The organism is Streptomyces sp. NBC_01549, assembly GCF_026339955.1.
GTDB lineage: Bacteria > Actinomycetota > Actinomycetes > Streptomycetales > Streptomycetaceae > Streptomyces.
The window spans coordinates 3,463,365-3,482,298 of sequence record NZ_JAPEPW010000001.1 but is presented as its reverse complement, the minus strand read 5'-3'; the positions used below and the strand labels follow the sequence as shown (position 1 = coordinate 3,482,298).

Genomic DNA, 18,934 nt, shown 5'->3' with positions numbered 1-18,934 from the left:
TGCACCGCGCTTCTCCCAACCCCTGGCCGCCCCTGTCCAGAGGCTGCCCGTCTTTGCTTCTGCGTCCGTTGCATCCGTCTCGGAATGCGGATACAAGGTCTACACCACGCGAGTGGACTAGACCTCTCCTGGGGTAAGGGGAGACACTGTCCCCCGTGAGACATGTCATCGCCCTCGATGTGGGCGGCACCGGGATGAAGGCCGCCCTGGTCGGAGCGGAGGGCGAGCTCCTCCACCAGGCCCGCCGCGCCACCGGCCGCGAGCGCGGTCCGGACGCCGTGGTCGACGCGATCCTCGACTTCGCGGTCGAGCTGCGCGCGTACGGCGAGCACCACCTCGGCGAGTCCGCGGCGGCCGCCGGAGTCGCCGTCCCCGGCATCGTCGACGCCGAGGAGGGCGTGGCGGTGTACTCGGCCAACCTGGGCTGGCGCGACGTCCCGATGCGCCGGCTGCTCGGCGACCGGCTGGGCGGGGTGCCGGTGGCGCTCGGGCACGACGTACGCACCGGCGGGCTCGCGGAGGGCCGGATCGGCGCGGGGCAGGGGGCCGACCGCTTCCTGTTCGTCCCCCTCGGCACCGGCATCGCGGGCGCGATCGGCATCGACGGCGGCGTCGAGGCGGGCGCGCACGGTTTCGCGGGCGAGATCGGCCATGTCGTCGTACGCCCCGGCGGGATCCCGTGTCCGTGCGGGCAGCACGGCTGTCTGGAGCGGTACGCGTCCGCCGCCGCCGTCAGCCAGGCCTGGGCCGAGGCCTCCGGGGACCCGGAGGCGGACGCCGCCGACTGCGCGAAGGCCGTCGAGTCCGGGGATCCCCGGGCACGGAAGGTCTGGCAGGACGCCGTCGACGCGCTCGCCGACGGACTCGTCACCGCGCTCACCCTGCTGGACCCACGCACCCTGATCATCGGCGGCGGCCTCGCCGAGGCCGGGGAAACCCTGTTCACACCGCTACGGGCCGCCGTCGAACGGCGCGTCACCTTCCAGAAACTGCCGCCCCTCGTCCCCGCGGCTCTCGGGGACACGGCCGGCTGCCTGGGCGCGGGCCTGCTGGCCTGGGACCTGCTGAATCAGCCGACCACTTCCCAACCGACTTCGGAGGTAACCACCTGATGGCCCCTAGAACGGTTCTCGCCGGTGCCAGGGTGGTACTGCCCACCGGAGTCGTGGACGACGGCCGCGTGATCGTCGACGGCGCGCGCATCACCGGCAGCGCGCCCTCGTCGGCGCCGACACTGGACCTCTCGGGCCACTGGCTCGTCCCCGGCTTCGTGGACCTCCACAACCACGGCGGCGGCGGCGCCTCCTTCACCTCCGGGACCGTCGAGGAGGTCCTCCAGGGCGTCCACACCCACCGACTGCACGGCACCACCACCCTCGTCGCCTCGACCGTGACCGGCGACATGGACGGCCTGGCCCAGCGCGCCGGGCTGCTCTCCGAGCTGGCCGAGCAGGGCGACATCGCCGGCATCCACTTCGAGGGCCCGTTCATCTCGCCGTGCCGCAAGGGCGCGCACTCCGAGGAGCTGCTGCGCGACCCGGACCCGGCCGACGTCCGCAAGCTGATCGACGCGGCGCGCGGCCGGGCCAGCATGGTCACCCTCGCCACCGAGCTGCCGGGCGGCATCGACTCCGTACGCCTGCTGGCCGAGCACGGGGTGATCGCGGCGATCGGGCACACGGACGCGACGTACGAGCAGACGGTGGAGGCCATCGACGCGGGCGCGACCGTCGCCACGCACCTGTTCAACGCCATGCCCGCGCTCGGACACCGCACGCCCGGCCCGATCGCCGCCCTCCTGGAGGACGAGCGGATCACCGTCGAGCTGATCAACGACGGCACCCACCTCCACCCCGCCGCGCTCCAGCTGGCGTTCCATCACGCGGGCGCGGACCGGGTGGCGTTCATCACGGACGCCATGGACGCGGCGGGCTTCGGCGACGGCCGCTATCTGCTCGGTCCGCTGGAGGTCGAGGTCAGCGAGGGTGTCGCCCGGCTGGTGGAGGGCGGCTCGATCGCGGGCTCCACGCTCACCCTCGACCGCGCCTTCCAGCGGGCGGTGACCGTCGACCGGCTGCCGGTCGAGGACATCGTCGCGGCCCTGTCCGCCAACCCGGCCCGCCTGCTCGGCCTGTACGACACGGTGGGCTCGCTGGAGCCGGGCAAGGACGCCGACCTGGTGGTCCTGGACGCGGAGTTCACCCTCAAGGGCGTGATGCGCAAGGGAACCTGGGTGGTGGATCCCCAACTGGGCTGATTCACCCCTTTGTTGCGTAACGGCGGTTGGCCCGGGGGACTGGGCCGACCGCCGTTGTCTTTGGCATGATCGAGCTTCCGGAACTGTGGAACTGTCGCCAAGCGCATCGAGGGAGGTCGGCCCAGGTGATCCTCACCGTCACACTGAACACCGCTCTCGACATCACCTACCGCGTACGGTCCCTGCGCCCGCACACCGCGCACCGGGTCACCGAGGTGACCGAACGCCCCGGCGGCAAGGGCCTGAACGTGGCCCGGGTGCTCGCCGCCCTCGGCCACGACGTGACGGTCACGGGTTTCACGGGCGGCGCGACGGGCCGCGCCCTGCGGGACCAACTCGCGGACACCCCCGGGGTGCTGGACGCGCTGATCCCTGTCGCGGGCTCGACCCGCCGCACCATAGCCGTGGTCGACACGACGACGGGTGACACGACTCAACTCAACGAGCCCGGCCCGCAGATCACCTCCGCCGAGTGGGCGGCCTTCCAGGAGGCGTACGAGGTGCTGCTGCGCTCCGCCTCGGCGGTGGCCCTGTGCGGCAGCCTGCCACCGGGGGTACCGGTGGGCGCGTACGCGGGGCTGATCCGCGCGGCCCGCGCGGCGGCCGTCCCGGTCCTCCTGGACACCAGCGGCGAACCCCTGCGCCGGGGCGTCGCCGCCCGTCCCGACATCGTCAAGCCGAACGCCGACGAACTGGCCGAACTCACCGGCTCCCACGAGCCGTTGCAGGCGACCCGGGACGCCCGCAGACGCGGCGCACACGCCGTCGTGGCCTCACTGGGTGCCCAGGGCCTGCTGGCCCACACTCCGGACGGCCTCTGGCGCGCCACCCCACCACGTCGCGTCCACGGCAACCCGACCGGCGCGGGCGACTCCGCGGTCGCGGGCCTGCTGTCGGGACTGGTGGAGCACCTGCCATGGCCGGAGCGCCTGGCCCGGGCCGTCGCCCTGTCCGCGGCGACCGTACTGGCACCGGTGGCGGGCGAGTTCGACCACCTGACGTACGAGACCCTGCTCGACCAGATCGCGGTGACGGGGGACGCGACGGCGGCGTGACGCCACGGCTTGAGAAACGTGGAAGCGTCCCTGCCCGCCTCATCAGGCGGGCAGGGACGCTTCACTTACCTCTCGGACTACTTCCACCCTGCTTCCAACCAGAGTTGGTCGAAGTTCGCGTCGCACTGGTTGCCCTGCTCGCAGGAGATCTTGATGGTGTTGGTCCCCTTGTTGAGGGTGATGTCCCCCCAGGTGTTGGTCCAGCCCTTCTCGTAGTCGCCCTCTGCGGCTTTGGCAAAGTTCTTCAGGTTGAGATGGCGACTCTGGGCGGTTCCATTGATCGTGAGCGTGGCGTCGGCGTCCTTGCCAGGCACCCCGTAGTTCACGTACAGCGTGTATTTGCCGGCCTTGGGGATGCCGCTGACGTTCCAGGTGACGGCCGCACCGACCTGATTGAAGCCCGTGACGTAGACGCCCCCGTCCGCCTTCGCACCCTTGACGTCCGACGCCGTCGTGATACCCGTCCCCAGGCTCAGCGCCTTCGCGTCGATCTTCGGGAGCTCACCGGCGACCGCCGACGGCGAGGCCGACGCGCTCGGGGACGCGCTCTCGGAGGCCGTCGGGGTCGAGCCGCCGCCCGCCGTGTCCTTGCTGTCGTCGTTCGAGTTGTCGTTCATCATGGCGATGCCGATGCCGATGACGACGGCGGCGACCACGGCGATGGCGCCGATCAGCAGGCCCTTGGTGTTCGGTCCGCGGCCGCGACCGCCGCCTCCCGACGACTGCCGGCCGGTCGGGGACCCGCCGGGGACGGTCTCGGGCGCCGCGTAGTGCGCGTTCGGCTGGCCGTAGGCGCCCTGCTGCGGCACCTGGCCGTACGGTGCGGTCGGGGCGGCCTGCTGGCCGTACTGCGCGGTCGGCGCCTGCTGACCGTAACCGGCCTGCTGCTGTCCGTACTGGCGTTCGCCGACCGCCCGCACCCGGTTGACCGAGCCGGGGTAGCCGTAGCCGCCGCCTCCGCTGGGCGGAGTTGCGCCGTTGGCCTGACCGTCGGCGTACAGATAGCCGAACGGGTCGTCGTCCTCGGGCGTGCTCGCGCCGTTGTTGCCGGGCGTCATCCCTACGTACTCCTCAACAGGTGCGGTACAGATGCGGTTCACGAAAGGAAGGGCGTAAATAACGAGCCTACCCGCTCCCAGGGGGCCAAACGGGTGGGCTTCCTCGCATCAACCCCGTGACCTGTGACTTATCCGACGACTTATCCGGCACGCCGATGCTGTTTGGGACGAGACCGTTTCTCGACGTACATCCGTTCGTCAGCGGATTTCAAGACCTCGTCCGCCGTCATGCCACAGTGTGCCCACCCGATGCCGAAGCTGGCGCCCACCCGGACGGCCCGGCCGTCCACACGGATCGGCGGGATGATCGCGTTCCGCAGTCGTACGGCGAGGTCGGCCGCGTCCGCCCGGCCGAGCCCGTCGGCCAGCACCACGAACTCGTCGCCGCCGAGTCTGGCCACTGTATCGCCGTCCCGGACACCGTTGGTCAGGCGTCTGGCGACCTCGATGAGCACCGCGTCGCCCGCGTTGTGCCCGAAGCGGTCGTTGATCGACTTGAAGCCGTCGAGGTCGCAGAAGAGCACCGCGAGCCCCTTGGCGCCGTCGTCCGTCTCACCCTCGGGCGCGATGGTGTGCACATGGTGGTCGAAGGCGTCGTACGCGTCGAAACCCGGCCCGAGGTCGAACCCGTGCCCGCTTCCGTTGCCGCCGTTGCCTCCGGGCTGCCCGTCGTAGGTATTGTGCTCGGCCGCCTGGTCCGCGTACGGCCCGTGCCCGTACGCCGCGTCCAGCGACTCGACCGCGCCCGGCTGAAGGGCCTCGGGGCGCCGGCAGAGCCGGGAGCCGAGGCGGGAGCGCAGCTCGGCCGAGTTCGGCAGGCCGGTGAGCGAGTCGTGCGAGGCGCGGTGGGCGAGCTGGAGCTCGCGACGCTTGCGTTCCTCTATGTCCTCGACGTGCGTGAGCAGGAAGCGGGGGCCGTCGGCGGCGTCCGCGACCACGGAGTTGCGCAGCGAGACCCACACGTACGTGCCGTCGCGGCGGCCGAGTCTGAGCTCGGCGCGCCCGCCCTCGGCGGACGTCCGGAGCAGGGTGCCGATGTCCTCGGGGTGCACGAGGTCGGAGAAGGAGTAGCGGCGCATCGCGGAGGCGGGGCGGCCGAGCAGGCGACACAGAGCGTCGTTGGTGCGCAGGATGCGGCCGTGCTGGTCGCCGCCCATCTCGGCGATGGCCATGCCGGAGGGGGCGTACTCGAAGGCCTGCCGGAAGCTCTCCTCGCTGGCGCGCAGGGCCTGCTGCTCGCGCTCGAGGCGAACCAGGGCGCGCTGCATATTGGCTCGTAGACGCGCGTTGCTGATGGCGATGGCGGCCTGGAAGGCGTACATCTGGAGCGCTTCGCGCCCCCACGCGCCGGGACGCCGTCCGTTGCGCGGCCGGTCCACGGACAGGACGCCTATCAGCTCACCGCAGCCGGCGCCGGAAACACCGGGGGTGTACATCGGCGCGAAGAGGCGGTCGGAGGGGTGCCACTCGTCCTCGAAGCGGGGCGCGGGTCCGTCGGTGTACCACTGCGGTACGTCGTCGTCGTCGAGGACCCAGCCCTCGGTGTGCGGTATGAAGCGCAGATCGCCCCAGGCCTCGCCCATGTTCAACCGGCGGTCCCAGGAGGCGCGGGAGCCGACACGGCCGGTGATCAACGCTTCGGCGGCGGAGTTGCCGGCGAGCGCGGCGACCACGAGGTCGCCGTCGGGGCGTACGAGATTGACACACGCCAGCTCGTAGCCGAGGCCCGTGACCACGCCGTCGGCGACGGTCTGCAGCGTGTCCGCCAGGCTCCGCGCGGTGTTCATGTCCGCCATCACCTGATGCAGCTGCCGCAGGGTCGCAAGACGGACATAGGGCTCCGACTCGGTCTCCATTCGCCCTCCCCTCGAGACCTCGCAGCAACTCCAGGGTTGTCTTCGGCGTACCTGGTTCTCTTACGGTTCTCTCGCGTACTACTTGGTAGCTTCCTGCATAGCTTCCACGCCACTGAATCACAGCGCGCTGCCCACTCGGTACACAGGGTCAACAAAATATGGCTCCTGTGACTCAAGTCACAGCAGAAGATGAGCAATTGAGTGGGGTTTCTGCATTCCCCCCGTGTGTTTACTGACCGCTTATTTGGACGCTGTGTAGACACTGTGAGCAGTTGTGTCCGTCTCGGGACCGGTCTTAGGGCCGGTCCCGGGACGGTCTTAGGACCGGACTTAGGACCAGGCTCGGGCCGAGGCCCGATGTGGCTCCCCGGGGTCGGAGACTAGCGTTTCGGCGTGCTGAACACTTCCTCCGCTTCTCCGCTCACCCCCTCCGTGCATGCTGAGGGGGTGAGCAACGACGAGTTCCGCGCCGCCATGTCGCGGCTGGCCGCGGGTGTGGTCCTGGTGACCGCGCACGAGCCCGCGCTGGACCCGGAAGGCCCCGGCGGCGAGGACGTCGGTATGACGGCGACGGCCTTCCTGTCCGTCTCCCTGGACCCGCCACTCGTCCTGGTCAGCCTGCGCGAGGGCTCCCGCATGGACGACCTGCTCGACGAACGGCCCGTGTGGGCCGTCTCCGTGCTCTCCGAGAGCCAGCGCCACATCGCGGGCCGCTTCGCCATGAAGGGCCGCATCAGCGACCGTCTGCTCTTCGAGGACATCCCGTACGTCCGCGGCGAGGCGTCCGGGGCGCTCCTGGTGGGCGGCGCCCTGGCGACCCTGGAGTGCCGCACCGAGCAGCGGGTCGCCGCCGGTGACCACACCCTCGTCATCGGGCGGGTGCTGACCGCGTCGGTGCCGAGCGGGGACGGCGGACCGCTGCTGCACTTCGAGGGGCGCTACCGGCAGCTGGGCTGACGCCCTTCCTCCAGGGGGCCACGCCCTTTCTCCAGGGAGCCGCCGGACACGCCCTACCGGTCGAGGACGGTGACGTCCAGACCGGCCAGCCGCTCCGGGTCGTTGAGGATGTCGATGACGGCGATCCTGCCGTGTACGACCGTGAAGGCGAGGACGCCGACGGGGCGCCCCTCCGCGACGACGACCACACCCGCGGCGCCGTTGACGAGGGCCGGCCGCGCGATCCGGGCCAGGTGCGCGAACCGGCTCGCCCCCGAGGCCACGGCGATCGCGCCGACCGTCACTCCGGCCTCGCTCCGCGACACCACGTCCGGGTCGAGCACGGCGACGAGCGCGTCGAAGTCGCCCTCCCGCGCCGCCGCGAGGAACGCGTCCACGACCTCCCGTTGCCGCGCCAGGTCGGGATCGGGCGCCGGCGCCCCGCCCTGGACCCTGCGCCGCGCCCGGCTGGCGAGCTGACGGGACGCCGTCGGCGTACGGCCCACGATGGGCGCGATCTGCTCGAAGGGCACCGCGAACAGGTCGTGCAGCACGAAGGCGAGCCGTTCGGCGGGCGTCAGTGTCTCCAGTACGACCAACAGGGCGAGGCCCACCGAGTCGGCGAGCAGCGCCTCCTGTTCGGGGTCGATGCCGGAGACGGGACTGAGCACCGGCTCCGGCATCCGGACGCCGGGCCCCTCCGCCAGGGGGCCGAGCGGCTCCTCGCCACGCGTCCGGCGGGAGCGCAGCATGTCCAGACAGACCCGGCCGACGACGGTCGTCAGCCAGCCGCCGAGGTTGTCGACGCGGTCGGCGTCGACGCGGCTGAGCTTGAGCCAGGCCTCCTGGACGGCGTCGTCGGCCTCCGAGAGCGAACCGAGCATGCGATAGGCGACGGCGCGGAGGTGATCACGATGGGATTCGAATCGCGCGGCAAGAAATTCGTTCGCGTTCGCGCTCTCCTTCGTGTTTTCGGCCTCCTTCGCGTTCGCGCTCTTCACGTTCTTGTCGTCATTCCCGTTCTTTCCGGGAAATTCGCTGTCGCTCATATGTCACATCTCCTGGTGGCCGCCGCGGTCCGGCACGAACTCGCCCGTCATGGCATTGACGGACCGCGGGCCCCTGATGTGACGTCACGTCTCCGGCACGGCGCTCAGTCGCAGCCGACCGCCGTCCCCGGAGCGCTCCACTTCGACCTCGTTCACGGAATCGTCCGCGAAGCGCAGGGTGAAGTACGGACTGGCCTCGATCAGGAACTGCATGTCCTCGCGTGCGCCACTGTCCAGCGGCGCGGAGACGACGGCGTCCCACGCACGGTCGTCGGGCACGGCGGCCTGCCGCAGCCGGACGGGGATCCGCGCCAGGCAGGTCGATCGATTGGCCCACCACTCCAGGTGCGCCCTGTCCTCGTATCCGTCCATTCCATGAGATTAGCGACAACTCGCCACAAAGGCCTGTCACCTCATACCCACGACAGCGGCCGACACGCCCACTCAAGACCCAGGACAGCCCCAATCCCACCCCTAGCCCCAGTCGCGTCCGGAGCGGCCCCGCTTGGTGTCGGAGCGCTGCTTCTTCTCGCGCAGCCGCCGTTCGTTGATCCCCCGGGGGATACGAGTGGCCCGGCGGGGCTTGGGCGGTGGCGCGGTGGCCTCGGCGAGCAGGGAGGCGAGCCGTACGGCCGCGGTCTCCCGGTTGCGCCACTGCGACCGGTGCTCGGACGCGCGGACGCTGATGACACCGTCGACGAGCCGCCCGGCGAGCTTCGCGAGGGCGCGCTCCTTCCAGACCGGGGGCAGCGCCTCGGTCTTCGCGAGGTCGAACCGCAGCTCAACCTGCGAGTCACTGGTGTTGACGTGCTGTCCGCCGGGTCCGCTGGAGCGGGAGAAACGCCACAGGAGCTCGGCCTCGGGAAGGGAGACGGAGCCGCGGATGACGTAAGGACCAGGCATGGGTCCATGGTCGCGTGGATGTCCGGTCCACGTCACCCCGTTTTCGCTGCCGCGTGTCCGCCAAGAGGGTAAAGAAAGTAAAGAGGGCAGGAACCTTCGGTACCCCTCTTGGCGTTCTTAGGGGTAGCTGTAGCTTCGTGCCCGTACGAAGCCCATACGTACGGGCACAGCGCACGTACGCAACGAGGGAAGGGACTCCCAACAATGGCTGTAAGCCTGTCCAAGGGTGGCAACGTCTCGCTCACCAAGGAGGCTCCGGGCCTGACCGCCGTCACCGTGGGCCTCGGCTGGGACGTCCGCACCACCACGGGCACCGACTTCGACCTCGACGCCTCGGCCATCGCGGTCAACACCCAGGGCAAGGTCTACTCGGACGCCCACTTCGTCTTCTTCAACAACAAGCAGACCCCGGACCAGACCATCGTCCACACCGGCGACAACCGCACGGGTGAGGGCGCGGGCGACGACGAGGCGATCAACGTCAACCTGGCGGGCCTCCCCGCCGACGTCGACAAGATCGTCTTCCCGGTCTCCATCTACGACGCGGAGAACCGCTCGCAGAACTTCGGCCAGGTCCGCAACGCCTACATCCGCATCATCAACCAGGCCGGCGGCACCGAGATCGCGCGCTACGACCTGAGCGAGGACGCCGCCACCGAGACCGCCATGGTCTTCGGCGAGCTCTACCGCAACGGCGCGGAGTGGAAGTTCCGCGCGGTCGGCCAGGGCTACGCCTCGGGCCTGGTGGGCATCGCCCAGGACTTCGGCGTCAACGTCTGATCCGCACAAGGCGGTTGAAGGAGCCCACGGCCCGGGACATCGGGCCGGGGGCTCCTCGCGTTCCGCCCGCCCTCGCCCTGTGCCGCAGCCCTGTGCCCCATAGGGATATCCCCACGTTCCGAGCGAGTTACTGTAGACTTCAAGCACTCACCTCTAGGCTCCCAGCGTCCCCATCACCCCCCACGGGAAACGGAGCCCCCCACCTCATGTCCCACCCCATGTCCGACTTATCGGACGAGCACTGTACGAGCGACAACGCTCCCCCCACCGTCCTGATGGACAACCAGGCACTCGACGACTTCCTCACCGCCGCGGTCACCGAGTACCAGCTCATCACCCCCCGAACCCCCCTCCCCTGCTTCGCCCTGCTCCTGGGCAACGCCGGCCGGGGCACCCTCCACATCGAGCGCGTCGCCTTCGGCCGCAACGCACGCACCACGGACCCGGCAGCCCGCCTCGAGTTCAGCGAGACGATCGTGCCCCGCTTCGGACCGGCGTACGAGAACGAGCACCGCGCCTGGTGGATCGACTCCCGGGACCTCCTCAAGGCCTCCAAGGAAGCCGACGCCCTGGGCCTGGAACTGCTGGGCTCCATCCACATGCACCCCGACTGGCACCGCATAGGTCCGCCGCAGGAACGCGCCGTCGTCCTCAGTGAGCGCCCCACCCCCATGGACCGCCACGTCTTCGGCCGAACGGCCTGGCCGATCAACATCATCTGCTACCTGGAGCGCCGGGCCGACGCGTTCTACCACGCGCTCGCGGCCTGGGCCCCGCCACCGGCCGAACATCTCGACAGCGGCTGCACCGAACTCCCCCTGCGCGTCCGTACGAGCACCGCGGTAGGTGTCTGACGTCATGACGACCGACGAAACGCACTCGATCCACACCCTGTGGGAAACGATGGCCCGCGCCTGGGCATCGGCCGACGCCGCGCTCTTCGCCTCGAACTTCTCCCCGGACTGCGACTTCACCTCCGTACGCGGGGACAAGCCGCCGGGCCGCGCGGGCGTCGAGGCGGCCCACGACGGCCTGTTCCGCACCCTGTACGCGGCCACACGCCTGGACGCCCGGATCATCGCCGTCCGCCGGCTGCGCCCCGACCTGGCCACGGTCGAGGCCGAGTCCACCGTCACCCGCACCGCCGACGGCACGACCCTGGCCACGACACACGCCCTGGCCGTGGTCGAACAGACCGCCACCGGGGCCTGGCAGATCACGGCGTTCCACAACATGATCCCGGCCACCGCCCCCAAGGAGGCACGCCCGGTGAAAGCCCCCGAGCCCGAGAAGCCCCCCGTGACAGCGACGACAGCCACGTCCCCCGGGTCCGCGGCCCGTCCGAAACTCCGCCACCTGGCGATAGTCGCCCGGGACCCGGAGAAACTGGCCGCCTTCTACACCTCGATCTTCTCGATGGAACTCTTCCACCGGGACCCCGACGGCAGTTGCTTTCTCTCCGACGGGTATCTCTCCCTGGCCCTCATCAAGCACCGGCTCGACGGCGACACCCCGCTCGGCATGAACCACTTCGGCTTCCACATCTCCGATACGGAGACCACCTCGGCGGCCCTGGTGGAAGCGGGCGCCAACAAGCCCGCCGAACGCTTCACCGACCGCCCCTTCGCCGAGTACCGGGCCATGGACCCGGAGGGCAACTGGTTCGACCTCTCCGAACACGGCTTCGGCGGCCCCCGCCCCCCGTCCACCCCTGACAGGACCTGACCCTCCCCTCCCCCCCTCCCCGCCCGTGCCCAGCCACCACCGGGCACGGGCGCGGCAGGCGGGTCCCATTGGCTAGCCTGCACCGCGTGATTCTCGAAGCCCTCGCGCCCGACCAGGACATCCCCGTCGCCGTCCTCAGCGAACTCACCTCCCTCTACGCCTCCCACCACGAGTTCTTCTCCCTGAGCGGGGATTTCCCCGACGCCTACGACATCCGGCCGGAGCAGGTCGCGGCGGCGCTCACCGGGGAGTTGGCGCATCCGGGGGTGGAGGTGCTGCTCGCGCGCAGGGCGGGGCGACTGGTCGGGGTCGCGATCACCCTCGCGCACCACCCCGACCCCACCGATCCGGATCCGTGGATCGGACTGCTGATCGTGGACGCGAGGGAGCGGCGGCAGGGATACGGGCGTGAGCTCGTGGCCCTCGTCGAGGCGAGGTTCCGCCGCGCCGGCCGAGACGCCGCCCGCCTCGCCGTCCTCGACAACAACCCCCAGGGCCTCGCCTTCTGGACCACCCTCGGCTACGAGACCATCGACCATCGGAAGGATCTCCAACTGGGCCGCCCGTGCGCGGTGTTGCGCAAGGAGCTGAACGGGACGCCCGAAGCCGGGAAGTTCGTTCTGTTCGATGTCGACGGCACATTGATCGACGCGGTGGCCAACCAGCGGCGGGTCTGGGGAACGTGGGCGGGCCGCTACGCACTGGACCCCGATGAGGTCTACCGAGTGGCGCTGCGGACCAGGCCGATGGAGACCTTCGCGCAGGTCGCCCCCGACCGGGATCCCCAGGCGTGCCTGGCCGCCCTGCACGAACTGGAGGACGACGACGTCAGGTCGGGGACGTACACGGCGTTCGACGGCGCGGCGGAGCTGCTGGCCGCGCTGCCCCGGACGGCCTGGGCGCTGGTGACCTCGAACTACGAGCACCGGGTGCGCGGGCGCTTCGCGCGGACCGGCCTGCCCGTCCCGGACGTCGTCGTGGACGCCGCCTGCGTCGACGAGGGCAAGCCGTCACCGGTTCCCTATCTGCTCGCCGCCGAGCGGCTCGGCGCCCGGCCGCGGGACTGTCTGGTCATCGAGGACGCCGCCTCCGGAGTCCGGTCCGGGCTGCGGGCCGGCATGACGGTGTGGGGGGTCAACGCTCCCGTCGCCGTGGAAGGCGTCCACCGTCACTTCCGCACCCTGCGGGAGGCGGTTCCCGACATCGTCGACTTCATGTCGGGGAGCCGGTCCGGGGGCCGGGTTCGGAGCTCTTAGGGCCTGTCCGGCCAGGTCCTGTCCGGACAGGGTCTGTCCGGCGGCTCATCTCGGAGGGCCGGTCCGCCCGGTCATGCCCGGGGCGGCTTGCCCTCTCCGTACAGCCAGTCCTTCCAGATGCCGCTGAAGTCCTTGTCCGGGGCCTTCTTCTCGACGTAGGCCGTGAAGTCGGCCGTGGACGCGTTGGCGTGGCGGTGGGTGGCGGCCCAGCCCTGGACGATGTCGTAGAACGTGTCGTCGCCGACGGTCCGGCGGATCTTGTGCAGGACCATCGCGCCACGTTCGTAGACGGGCGCGTCGGAGATGTGGGCCGCGCTGGAGGGTCTGGCGGGCGGGAAGGCCCAGACCGCCTTGTTCTTCGCGGCGGTGTCGTAGCGGTCGCCCCTGTAGAGGGAGTTGAAGATCTCGTCCGCGGTGTCGCCGCCGTGGTCCTCCTGCCACAGCCACTCCGCGTACGTGGCGAAGCCCTCGTTGAGCCACATGTCCTGCCAGGACTTGGGGGTGACCGAGTCGCCGTACCACTGGTGGGCCAGTTCGTGGACGAGGGTCTCGGTGTCCGGGGCGCCGGGGAAGACGGGGCGGTTCTGGGTCTCCAGGGCGTAGCCCGAGTCGCCGCCGCGGTCCACGATCGCGCCCGTCGAGGAGAAGGGGTACGGGCCGAAGTTGTACTCCTCCCAGTCCATGATCTCGGGGATCTCGGACAGCACCTTCTTCGCGGCCGCGGTCTGCGTCGGGTCCACCGCCACGTACACCGGCAGGCCGCTCTTCGTCGTCGAGCGCGTGATGTCGTACCGGCCGATCGCGAGCGTGGCGACGTAGCTCGCCATCGGTTCGGCGGTGTGCCAGGTGAAGGTCTTGCGACCGTCGGCGGTCGTCGTCTCGCTCTTCAACTCGCCGTTGGAGACCGCGTTCAGGTTCTTCGGGACGGTGACGGCGATGTCGTACGTCGCCTTGTCGGAGGGGTGGTTGTCGCCGGGGAACCAGGCCATCGAGCCGGTGGGTTCACCGAGGGCGAGGGCGCCGTCTGCCGTGCGCAGCCAGCCCTCCTGCGAGCCGTCCGCGTCGGTGAGCGTCTCCGGCGTGCCCGAGTAGCGGACCGTCGCGCGGAACGTCTCGCCCTCGTCGAGATCGGTGTGTGGGCGCACGGTCAGCTCCTGGCCCGCCCGGTTCCAGCGGGCCTCCTTGCCCTCGACGGTGACGGCGGAGACGTCCAGGCCCTTGAGGTCCAGGTCGAAGGCGCTGAGGTTCTGGGTGGCCCGGGCGGTGATCTCGGCGGTTCCGTCGAGATGGCGTGCCTTGGGGTCGTAGGACAGGGTCAGGGCGTAGTGCGTGACGTCGTAGCCACCGTTGCCCGACTTCGGGAAGTACGGATCCCGGACCCCGGCGGCACCGGGCTTACCGTGCACACCGCCTCCGCCGCACGCGGTGAGGGCGAGCGCGAGAGCGAGGGCCGGGGCCAGAGCAAAGCGGACGGTGACGGAAGATCGGGGCACACCTGCGATCCTACGAGGCCCCTCACCCACAGGCCCATGACACCATCACCTACGTGCTCGACATCGGCTACGCCCTCTCCAACCGCTTCCCCGACCCCCCGCAGACCGACTACCGCCGCGCGGACGTCCACGCGCTGCGGCACGACCTGTTCTGCGGTGACGTCTACCTCGCCGACACCAAGGCGGACCGGGAGCTGTCCACAGCCTGGGGATGGGTACCGGTGCTCGACTTCGCGTGGGCGCTGTGCGACATCGTGGAGCAGCTCGACCGGGACCCGCGCGGCAGCAGGGCCTCGCGCCCCCAGCACGCGGAGCTCGACTTCACCGAGTCGACCGACCGCATGCTCTTCGAGCGGCGCTTCGGCTGGGTCGACATCGAGGCCGACTGGATGCCGGGCGACGAGGAGCCGCTGACCTTCTCCCACTCCGCACTCCGCCGCGAGGCCCGCGACTTCCTGCACGACCTGATCGCCGACCTCACCGACCTGCACGACGACCTCGCCGAGAACCCGGCGATCTGGACCCTCCAGGCCCGCTTCCCCCGAGTGGGCTGAGCCCCCGTACCCCCCAGTCGGCCGCGATCGGCTCCGGACCCCGCCCCGGCCCCGGTCGCGACCCCGATCACTCATTCGCTCATTCCCCTCCCGGTCCCCCGTCCACCCGCACCCCCAGCGCCGCGGCGAACACGGGCGCCAGATCGAGCAGCTGGCTCGGACTGATCACCGCCCCCGCCAGCCGGTCCACGCCTCGCGCGATGTCCACCTCCGCCGCGTGGCGCAAATCAACGTCCGTCAGGGTGGCCGCGGTGAGGTCCGCCCCCCTCAGGACGCAGTCCACGAACTCCACGCGCTCCAGCCGGGCGCCCCCGAAATCCGGCTCGACCAGCACGCACCCCTCGAAGACGACGTCCTTGAGCCGGGCCTTGCGCAGGTTCAGGTAGTCGATCTTGCCGCCGCGGATCAGGACCCGCTCCAGTACCGAACCGTGCAGCTGCACCCCGCCCAGGCGGGCGTCCACCAGCTCGACGTCACGCAAGGTCGACTCGGCGAGATCGGTGCCCACGCCCCGTATGCCCGTCAGAACCGAGTCCAGCACCCGCGCGTGGCGCAGTCGCGTCTCGTCCAGCGCGCACCCCGTCAGGGCGCAGTCCATGAAGGTCGCTCCTGCGCCGTCCTGCCCGACGAAGTCGGCCTCCCGGAACTCCAGCCCGTCGTAGTCCCCGTCCGGCTCCAGCCCGGAGCCGTCATGGGGCTCCAACGGCGGCAGCCTCACCTCCGGCCGCCGCGCCCCCTGGCCCCGCCCACTCGCCCCGCCCGCCGCTTTCCGCACCATGCCCCCATCCTGCACTCCCCCACTGACAACGCCCCCGACCCGTCCCACTGCCGACGCCCCGACCCGCGCCGCCGAGGACGCCCCACACCCGCGCCTTGACCTCAAGCGCGCTTGAGGCTGAACGCTGGGGCCCACCACCGCCGAACACCAAGCACACCCCCGGCACACCCCGGCACACCCCGGCACCCCCCGGCACACAGCGAGGGAGCCCGTCATGCACGCCGTCCGCCTGCACACCTTCGGCCCGGCCGAGAACCTCACCTACGAGAAGACCGAGGATCCCCTTCCGAGCCCTGGCCAGGTCCGTATCGCCGTCGCCGCGGCCGGTGTGCACCTCCTGGACGCCGCCCTGCGCGCGGGTACCCAGGGCCCCGCGCCCGCCCCCACCCCGCTGCCCACGATCCCCGGCCGTGAGGTCGCCGGCACGGTCGAGGCTCTCGGCGACGGCGTCGAGGGGCACTGGCTGGGCAGGCGCGTCGTCGCCCACCTCGGCTTCGTCCCCGGAGGCTACGCCGAACTGGCCGTCACCGGCGTCGACCGCCTGCACGAGATACCGGAGAACCTGGACTTCGCCCAGGCCGTAGCCATGATCGGAACGGGCCGTACGACGATGGGGATCCTCCAGTTCGCCGGGCTGGGCCCCGACTCCGTGGCCCTGATCCCCGCCGCCGCGGGCGGTATCGGCACCCTCCTCGTCCAGTACGCCCGGCACACGAGTGCCACTGTGATCGGTCTCGCGGGCGGCCCGGAGAAGGTGGCCCGCGTCCGCGAGAACGGCGCCGACCTGTCCGTCGACTACAAGGACGGCGGCTGGCCGAACCGGGTCCGCGCCCATCTGGACGGGAAACCGGTCACCGTCGTCTTCGACGGCGTCGGCGGCGACGTCGCCCGCGCCGCCGTCGACCTCCTCGGCCCCGGCGGCAAACACCTCGTCTTCGGCTGGTCCGGCGAAGGCATTCAGAGCGGCGGGCCACTGCTCGTGGAGGGCGTGACCCAGCAGGTCCTCGGCCCCGTGATGCTGCGCGCGGCGGGCGGTCCCGACCCCGTCCGCACGCTGGAACTGAGGGCCCTCGCCGAGGCCGCCGCGGGCCGCCTCACCCCGGCCGTGACCCGTTTCCCGCTGGCCGACGCGGCCGGAGCCCACCGGGCCCTGGAGACCCGCGCCACCCTGGGAAAAGTGGTCCTGGAGCCTTGACCAGGGGAAGCGTCCGGAAAGATGCGTCATATACCAATTCATGGTCTTCTGGGCAAGTGAGCGCCCCCCATTCAGGTGAGACCGGAGCCCCTGGAAGCCCCGAACGCGCAACCACCCGCCGCTGGTGGGGCCTGGTGATCATCGCCCTCGCACAGCTGATGGTCGTCCTCGACGCGACCATCGTGAACATCGCGCTCCCCTCCGCACAGCGCGCTCTCGGCATGTCCGACGGCAACCGTCAGTGGGTCATCACCGCGTACACGCTGGCCTTCGGCGGTCTTCTCCTGCTCGGCGGCCGGATCGCCGACCTGGTCGGCCGCAAACGCACGTTCGTCTTCGGGCTCATCGGCTTCGCGGTCGCCTCCGCGTTCGGCGGCGCGGCCACCACCCCCGGCATGCTCTTCGGCGCCCGCGCCCTCCAAGGGGCCTTCGCCGCCGTCCTCGCCCCCTCCGCGCTCAGCCTCCTGACCACCACCTTCACCGACCCGAAGGAGCGCGGAAAGGCCTTCGGCGTCTACAGCGCCCTCGCCGGCAGCGGCTCCGCGATCGGACTCATCGCGGGCGGGCTGCTGACCGAGTACCTGAACTGGCGCTGGTGCCTGTACGTCAACATCCCCATAGCCGCCGTCGGGGTCATCGGCGCGTTCGCGCTGCTGCCCGACCCCCCGGGCAACGCCGGCGCCCGGCTCGACATCCCCGGTGTGCTGCTGGGCTGCGGCGGACTGGTCACGATCGTCTACGGGGTCAGCGAGGCGGAGCCGCGCGGCTGGACGGACCCACTGGTGTCGGCCCTCCTCGCGGGCGGAACCGTCCTGCTGACCGCGTTCGCGTTCTGGCAGGCGAAGGCACCGAGTCCGCTGCTCCCCCTCCACATCATCGGGGACCGCACGCGTGCGGGCTGCTTCCTGACGATGGCCCTCGCCGTCATCGGCATGTTCGGCATGTTCCTGTTCACGACCTACTACCTGCAGGTCATCCTCGGGTACTCGCCCGTGACGACAGGCCTGGCCTTCCTGCCCATGACGGCCGCGATCGTCATCTGCACCACGCAGATCTCGGCGCGGCTGCTGCGCCACGTGGTGCCGCGCGTGCTGATGGTCCCCGGCACGCTTCTCGCGACCTCCGGGCTGCTGTTCTTCACCCACCTCAAGGTCGACACCGACTACGCGGGCCACCTGCTGCCCGGCCTGATCCTGCTGGGCCTCGGCATGGGCCTGATCTTCATGCCGATCTTCGCCACCGCCACCGCCGGGGTCGCTCCGCAGGACTCCGGCGTCACGTCCGCGACCGTCAACACCTCACAGCAGGTGGGCGGCTCGATCGGTACGGCCCTGCTGAACACCATCGCCACCACCAGCGGTGCGGCGTACATCGCCGCGCATCTCACCGGCCCCGCCCAGAAGGCCCTCACCGTCCGCGAGGGCATCGTGCACGGCTACACGGTCGCCATCTGGTGGGCCGGCGGCATCATGCTCCTGGCCGGTCTGGTCGCGGGCCTGATGGTCACCTCGAAGGCCCCCATACACGCGACCGCACCGGCCCGCGTGCCCGAGTCAGTCCCCTGAGCCCAGCTCCCGCAGCGCCCCGTCCGTCAGTCGGTACACCGTCCACTCGTCCTGCGGACGCGCGCCCAACGCCTCGTAGAAGTCGATGGACGGCCGGTTCCAGTTCAGGACCGACCACTCCAGACGCTCGTACCCGCGTTCGACGCAGATCCGCGCCAACTCGGTGAGCAGCGCCTTCCCGTGCCCGCCGCCGCGCGCCTCGGGCCGTACGTACAGGTCCTCCAGGTAGATCCCGTGCACCCCGCGCCAGGTCGAGAAGTTCAGGAGCCACAGCGCGAACCCGACGGGCTCCCCCGCCGCTTCCGCGATGTGCGCGAACGCGGCCGGCCGCTCCCCGAACAGCGCCTCGTGCAGCTGCTGCCGGGAGGCCTTCGCCTCGTCCGGCACCTTCTCGTACTCGGCCAGTTCACGGACCATCGCGTGGATGACGGGTATGTCGTCGGGGGTCGCGGTACGAATCATGGGCGCAGTTTC

General features: G+C 70.7%; 19 protein-coding genes and 1 pseudogene. 12 read left to right on the top strand and 8 right to left on the bottom strand.

What is annotated here, in order from left to right:
* The first annotated feature begins 155 nt into the window (after window positions 1-155).
* From OG819_RS15575 to OG819_RS15565, 3 genes are all read left to right on the top strand, one after another.
* Complete coding sequence (locus OG819_RS15575) at window positions 156-1,112, top strand: ROK family protein (RefSeq protein WP_266649915.1); 957 nt, start codon at window positions 156-158, stop codon at window positions 1,110-1,112.
* Window positions 1,112-2,257: an N-acetylglucosamine-6-phosphate deacetylase gene (gene nagA, locus OG819_RS15570; RefSeq protein WP_266649913.1), complete on the top strand. Its 1,146-nt coding sequence runs from the start codon at window positions 1,112-1,114 to the stop codon at window positions 2,255-2,257. Before OG819_RS15575 ends, nagA begins: the two co-directional genes overlap by 1 nt.
* A gap of 125 nt (window positions 2,258-2,382) precedes the next feature.
* On the top strand, window positions 2,383-3,312 hold the full coding sequence (locus OG819_RS15565; protein WP_266649912.1) for a 1-phosphofructokinase family hexose kinase: 930 nt from the start codon (window positions 2,383-2,385) through the stop codon (window positions 3,310-3,312).
* A 77-nt stretch (window positions 3,313-3,389) separates the two neighbouring features.
* On the opposite strand, the gene OG819_RS15560 is transcribed toward OG819_RS15565, so the two are convergent.
* The gene (locus OG819_RS15560) at window positions 3,390-4,370 is read right to left on the bottom strand and encodes a CBM35 domain-containing protein (RefSeq protein WP_266625841.1); all 981 of its coding nucleotides are present in this window, start codon (window positions 4,368-4,370) and stop codon (window positions 3,390-3,392) included.
* 140 nt (window positions 4,371-4,510) lie between these two features.
* Entirely contained in the window at window positions 4,511-6,226 is a 1,716-nt protein-coding gene (gene cdgB, locus OG819_RS15555) for a diguanylate cyclase CdgB (RefSeq protein ID WP_266625843.1), read from the bottom strand.
* 447 nt (window positions 6,227-6,673) lie between these two features.
* Between cdgB and OG819_RS15550 the strand changes: the two genes are divergently transcribed.
* Window positions 6,674-7,183 (top strand): flavin reductase family protein, encoded by a 510-nt coding sequence (locus tag OG819_RS15550; protein WP_266649911.1) that lies wholly within the window; start codon window positions 6,674-6,676, stop codon window positions 7,181-7,183.
* 53 nt (window positions 7,184-7,236) lie between these two features.
* Here OG819_RS15550 and OG819_RS15545 read toward each other — a convergent pair whose 3' ends face one another.
* The 3 genes from OG819_RS15545 to arfB form a co-directional block, all read right to left on the bottom strand.
* Entirely contained in the window at window positions 7,237-8,211 is a 975-nt protein-coding gene (locus OG819_RS15545; protein WP_266649910.1) for a sigma-70 family RNA polymerase sigma factor, read from the bottom strand.
* An 84-nt stretch (window positions 8,212-8,295) separates the two neighbouring features.
* Window positions 8,296-8,583, bottom strand: coding sequence for a hypothetical protein (locus OG819_RS15540; RefSeq protein WP_266625849.1), 288 nt, complete (start codon window positions 8,581-8,583; stop codon window positions 8,296-8,298).
* A gap of 102 nt (window positions 8,584-8,685) precedes the next feature.
* Entirely contained in the window at window positions 8,686-9,114 is a 429-nt protein-coding gene (arfB, locus tag OG819_RS15535) for an alternative ribosome rescue aminoacyl-tRNA hydrolase ArfB (protein ID WP_266583420.1), read from the bottom strand.
* Between the two features lie 204 nt (window positions 9,115-9,318).
* Between arfB and OG819_RS15530 the strand changes: the two genes are divergently transcribed.
* The 5 genes and pseudogenes from OG819_RS15530 to OG819_RS15510 all read left to right on the top strand — a co-directional run bounded on the left by OG819_RS15530 (window position 9,319) and on the right by OG819_RS15510 (window position 12,875).
* Window positions 9,319-9,894 (top strand): TerD family protein, encoded by a 576-nt coding sequence (locus OG819_RS15530; RefSeq protein ID WP_266433332.1) that lies wholly within the window; start codon window positions 9,319-9,321, stop codon window positions 9,892-9,894.
* 218 nt (window positions 9,895-10,112) lie between these two features.
* Window positions 10,113-10,748: a hypothetical protein gene (locus OG819_RS15525; protein ID WP_266649908.1), complete on the top strand. Its 636-nt coding sequence runs from the start codon at window positions 10,113-10,115 to the stop codon at window positions 10,746-10,748.
* Window positions 10,749-10,752: 4 nt separating this feature from the next.
* Window positions 10,753-11,619, top strand: a complete 867-nt coding sequence (locus OG819_RS15520) for an SgcJ/EcaC family oxidoreductase (RefSeq protein WP_266649906.1) — start codon at window positions 10,753-10,755, stop codon at window positions 11,617-11,619.
* 86 nt (window positions 11,620-11,705) lie between these two features.
* Window positions 11,706-12,149 (top strand): annotated as a pseudogene (locus OG819_RS15515) (GNAT family N-acetyltransferase); the annotation flags it as partial.
* 57 nt (window positions 12,150-12,206) lie between these two features.
* Entirely contained in the window at window positions 12,207-12,875 is a 669-nt protein-coding gene (locus tag OG819_RS15510; protein WP_266634447.1) for an HAD family phosphatase, read from the top strand.
* A gap of 71 nt (window positions 12,876-12,946) precedes the next feature.
* Here the strand turns inward: OG819_RS15510 and OG819_RS15505 are convergent, their stop codons facing one another.
* A complete protein-coding gene (locus OG819_RS15505; RefSeq protein WP_266649904.1) occupies window positions 12,947-14,368 on the bottom strand; it encodes a M1 family metallopeptidase in 1,422 nt (473 codons plus the stop codon).
* 53 nt (window positions 14,369-14,421) lie between these two features.
* Between OG819_RS15505 and OG819_RS15500 the strand changes: the two genes are divergently transcribed.
* Complete coding sequence (locus OG819_RS15500; protein WP_075027404.1) at window positions 14,422-14,922, top strand: hypothetical protein; 501 nt, start codon at window positions 14,422-14,424, stop codon at window positions 14,920-14,922.
* A 79-nt stretch (window positions 14,923-15,001) separates the two neighbouring features.
* Here the strand turns inward: OG819_RS15500 and OG819_RS15495 are convergent, their stop codons facing one another.
* Window positions 15,002-15,700 (bottom strand): pentapeptide repeat-containing protein, encoded by a 699-nt coding sequence (locus tag OG819_RS15495; RefSeq protein WP_266625857.1) that lies wholly within the window; start codon window positions 15,698-15,700, stop codon window positions 15,002-15,004.
* A 214-nt stretch (window positions 15,701-15,914) separates the two neighbouring features.
* On the opposite strand from OG819_RS15495, the gene OG819_RS15490 reads away from it, so the two are divergent.
* Both OG819_RS15490 and OG819_RS15485 read left to right on the top strand, forming a co-directional pair.
* On the top strand, window positions 15,915-16,895 hold the full coding sequence (locus OG819_RS15490; RefSeq protein ID WP_266649902.1) for a zinc-binding dehydrogenase: 981 nt from the start codon (window positions 15,915-15,917) through the stop codon (window positions 16,893-16,895).
* Window positions 16,896-16,951: 56 nt separating this feature from the next.
* A complete protein-coding gene (locus tag OG819_RS15485; protein WP_266625861.1) occupies window positions 16,952-18,460 on the top strand; it encodes an MFS transporter in 1,509 nt (502 codons plus the stop codon).
* Here the strand turns inward: OG819_RS15485 and OG819_RS15480 are convergent.
* Window positions 18,449-18,922, bottom strand: a complete 474-nt coding sequence (locus OG819_RS15480) for a GNAT family N-acetyltransferase (protein WP_266625863.1) — start codon at window positions 18,920-18,922, stop codon at window positions 18,449-18,451. The genes OG819_RS15485 and OG819_RS15480 overlap by 12 nt on opposite strands.
* Between the last annotated feature and the right edge of the window lie 12 nt (window positions 18,923-18,934).

What these genes read in the sequence shown, in the direction of transcription:
- nagA (WP_266649913.1), top strand. Translation starts at nt 1,112, where the DNA reads ATGGCCCCTAGAACGGTTCTCGCCGGTGCCAGGGTGGTACTGCCCACC.
- OG819_RS15560 (WP_266625841.1), bottom strand. Translation starts at nt 4,370, where the DNA reads ATGACGCCCGGCAACAACGGCGCGAGCACGCCCGAGGACGACGACCCG.
- cdgB (WP_266625843.1), bottom strand. Translation starts at nt 6,226, where the DNA reads ATGGAGACCGAGTCGGAGCCCTATGTCCGTCTTGCGACCCTGCGGCAG.
- OG819_RS15545 (WP_266649910.1), bottom strand. Translation starts at nt 8,211, where the DNA reads ATGAGCGACAGCGAATTTCCCGGAAAGAACGGGAATGACGACAAGAAC.
- OG819_RS15540 (WP_266625849.1), bottom strand. Translation starts at nt 8,583, where the DNA reads ATGGACGGATACGAGGACAGGGCGCACCTGGAGTGGTGGGCCAATCGA.
- arfB (WP_266583420.1), bottom strand. Translation starts at nt 9,114, where the DNA reads ATGCCTGGTCCTTACGTCATCCGCGGCTCCGTCTCCCTTCCCGAGGCC.
- OG819_RS15530 (WP_266433332.1), top strand. Translation starts at nt 9,319, where the DNA reads ATGGCTGTAAGCCTGTCCAAGGGTGGCAACGTCTCGCTCACCAAGGAG.
- OG819_RS15525 (WP_266649908.1), top strand. Translation starts at nt 10,113, where the DNA reads ATGTCCGACTTATCGGACGAGCACTGTACGAGCGACAACGCTCCCCCC.
- OG819_RS15520 (WP_266649906.1), top strand. Translation starts at nt 10,753, where the DNA reads ATGACGACCGACGAAACGCACTCGATCCACACCCTGTGGGAAACGATG.
- OG819_RS15495 (WP_266625857.1), bottom strand. Translation starts at nt 15,700, where the DNA reads ATGGTGCGGAAAGCGGCGGGCGGGGCGAGTGGGCGGGGCCAGGGGGCG.
- OG819_RS15490 (WP_266649902.1), top strand. Translation starts at nt 15,915, where the DNA reads ATGCACGCCGTCCGCCTGCACACCTTCGGCCCGGCCGAGAACCTCACC.
- OG819_RS15480 (WP_266625863.1), bottom strand. Translation starts at nt 18,922, where the DNA reads ATGATTCGTACCGCGACCCCCGACGACATACCCGTCATCCACGCGATG.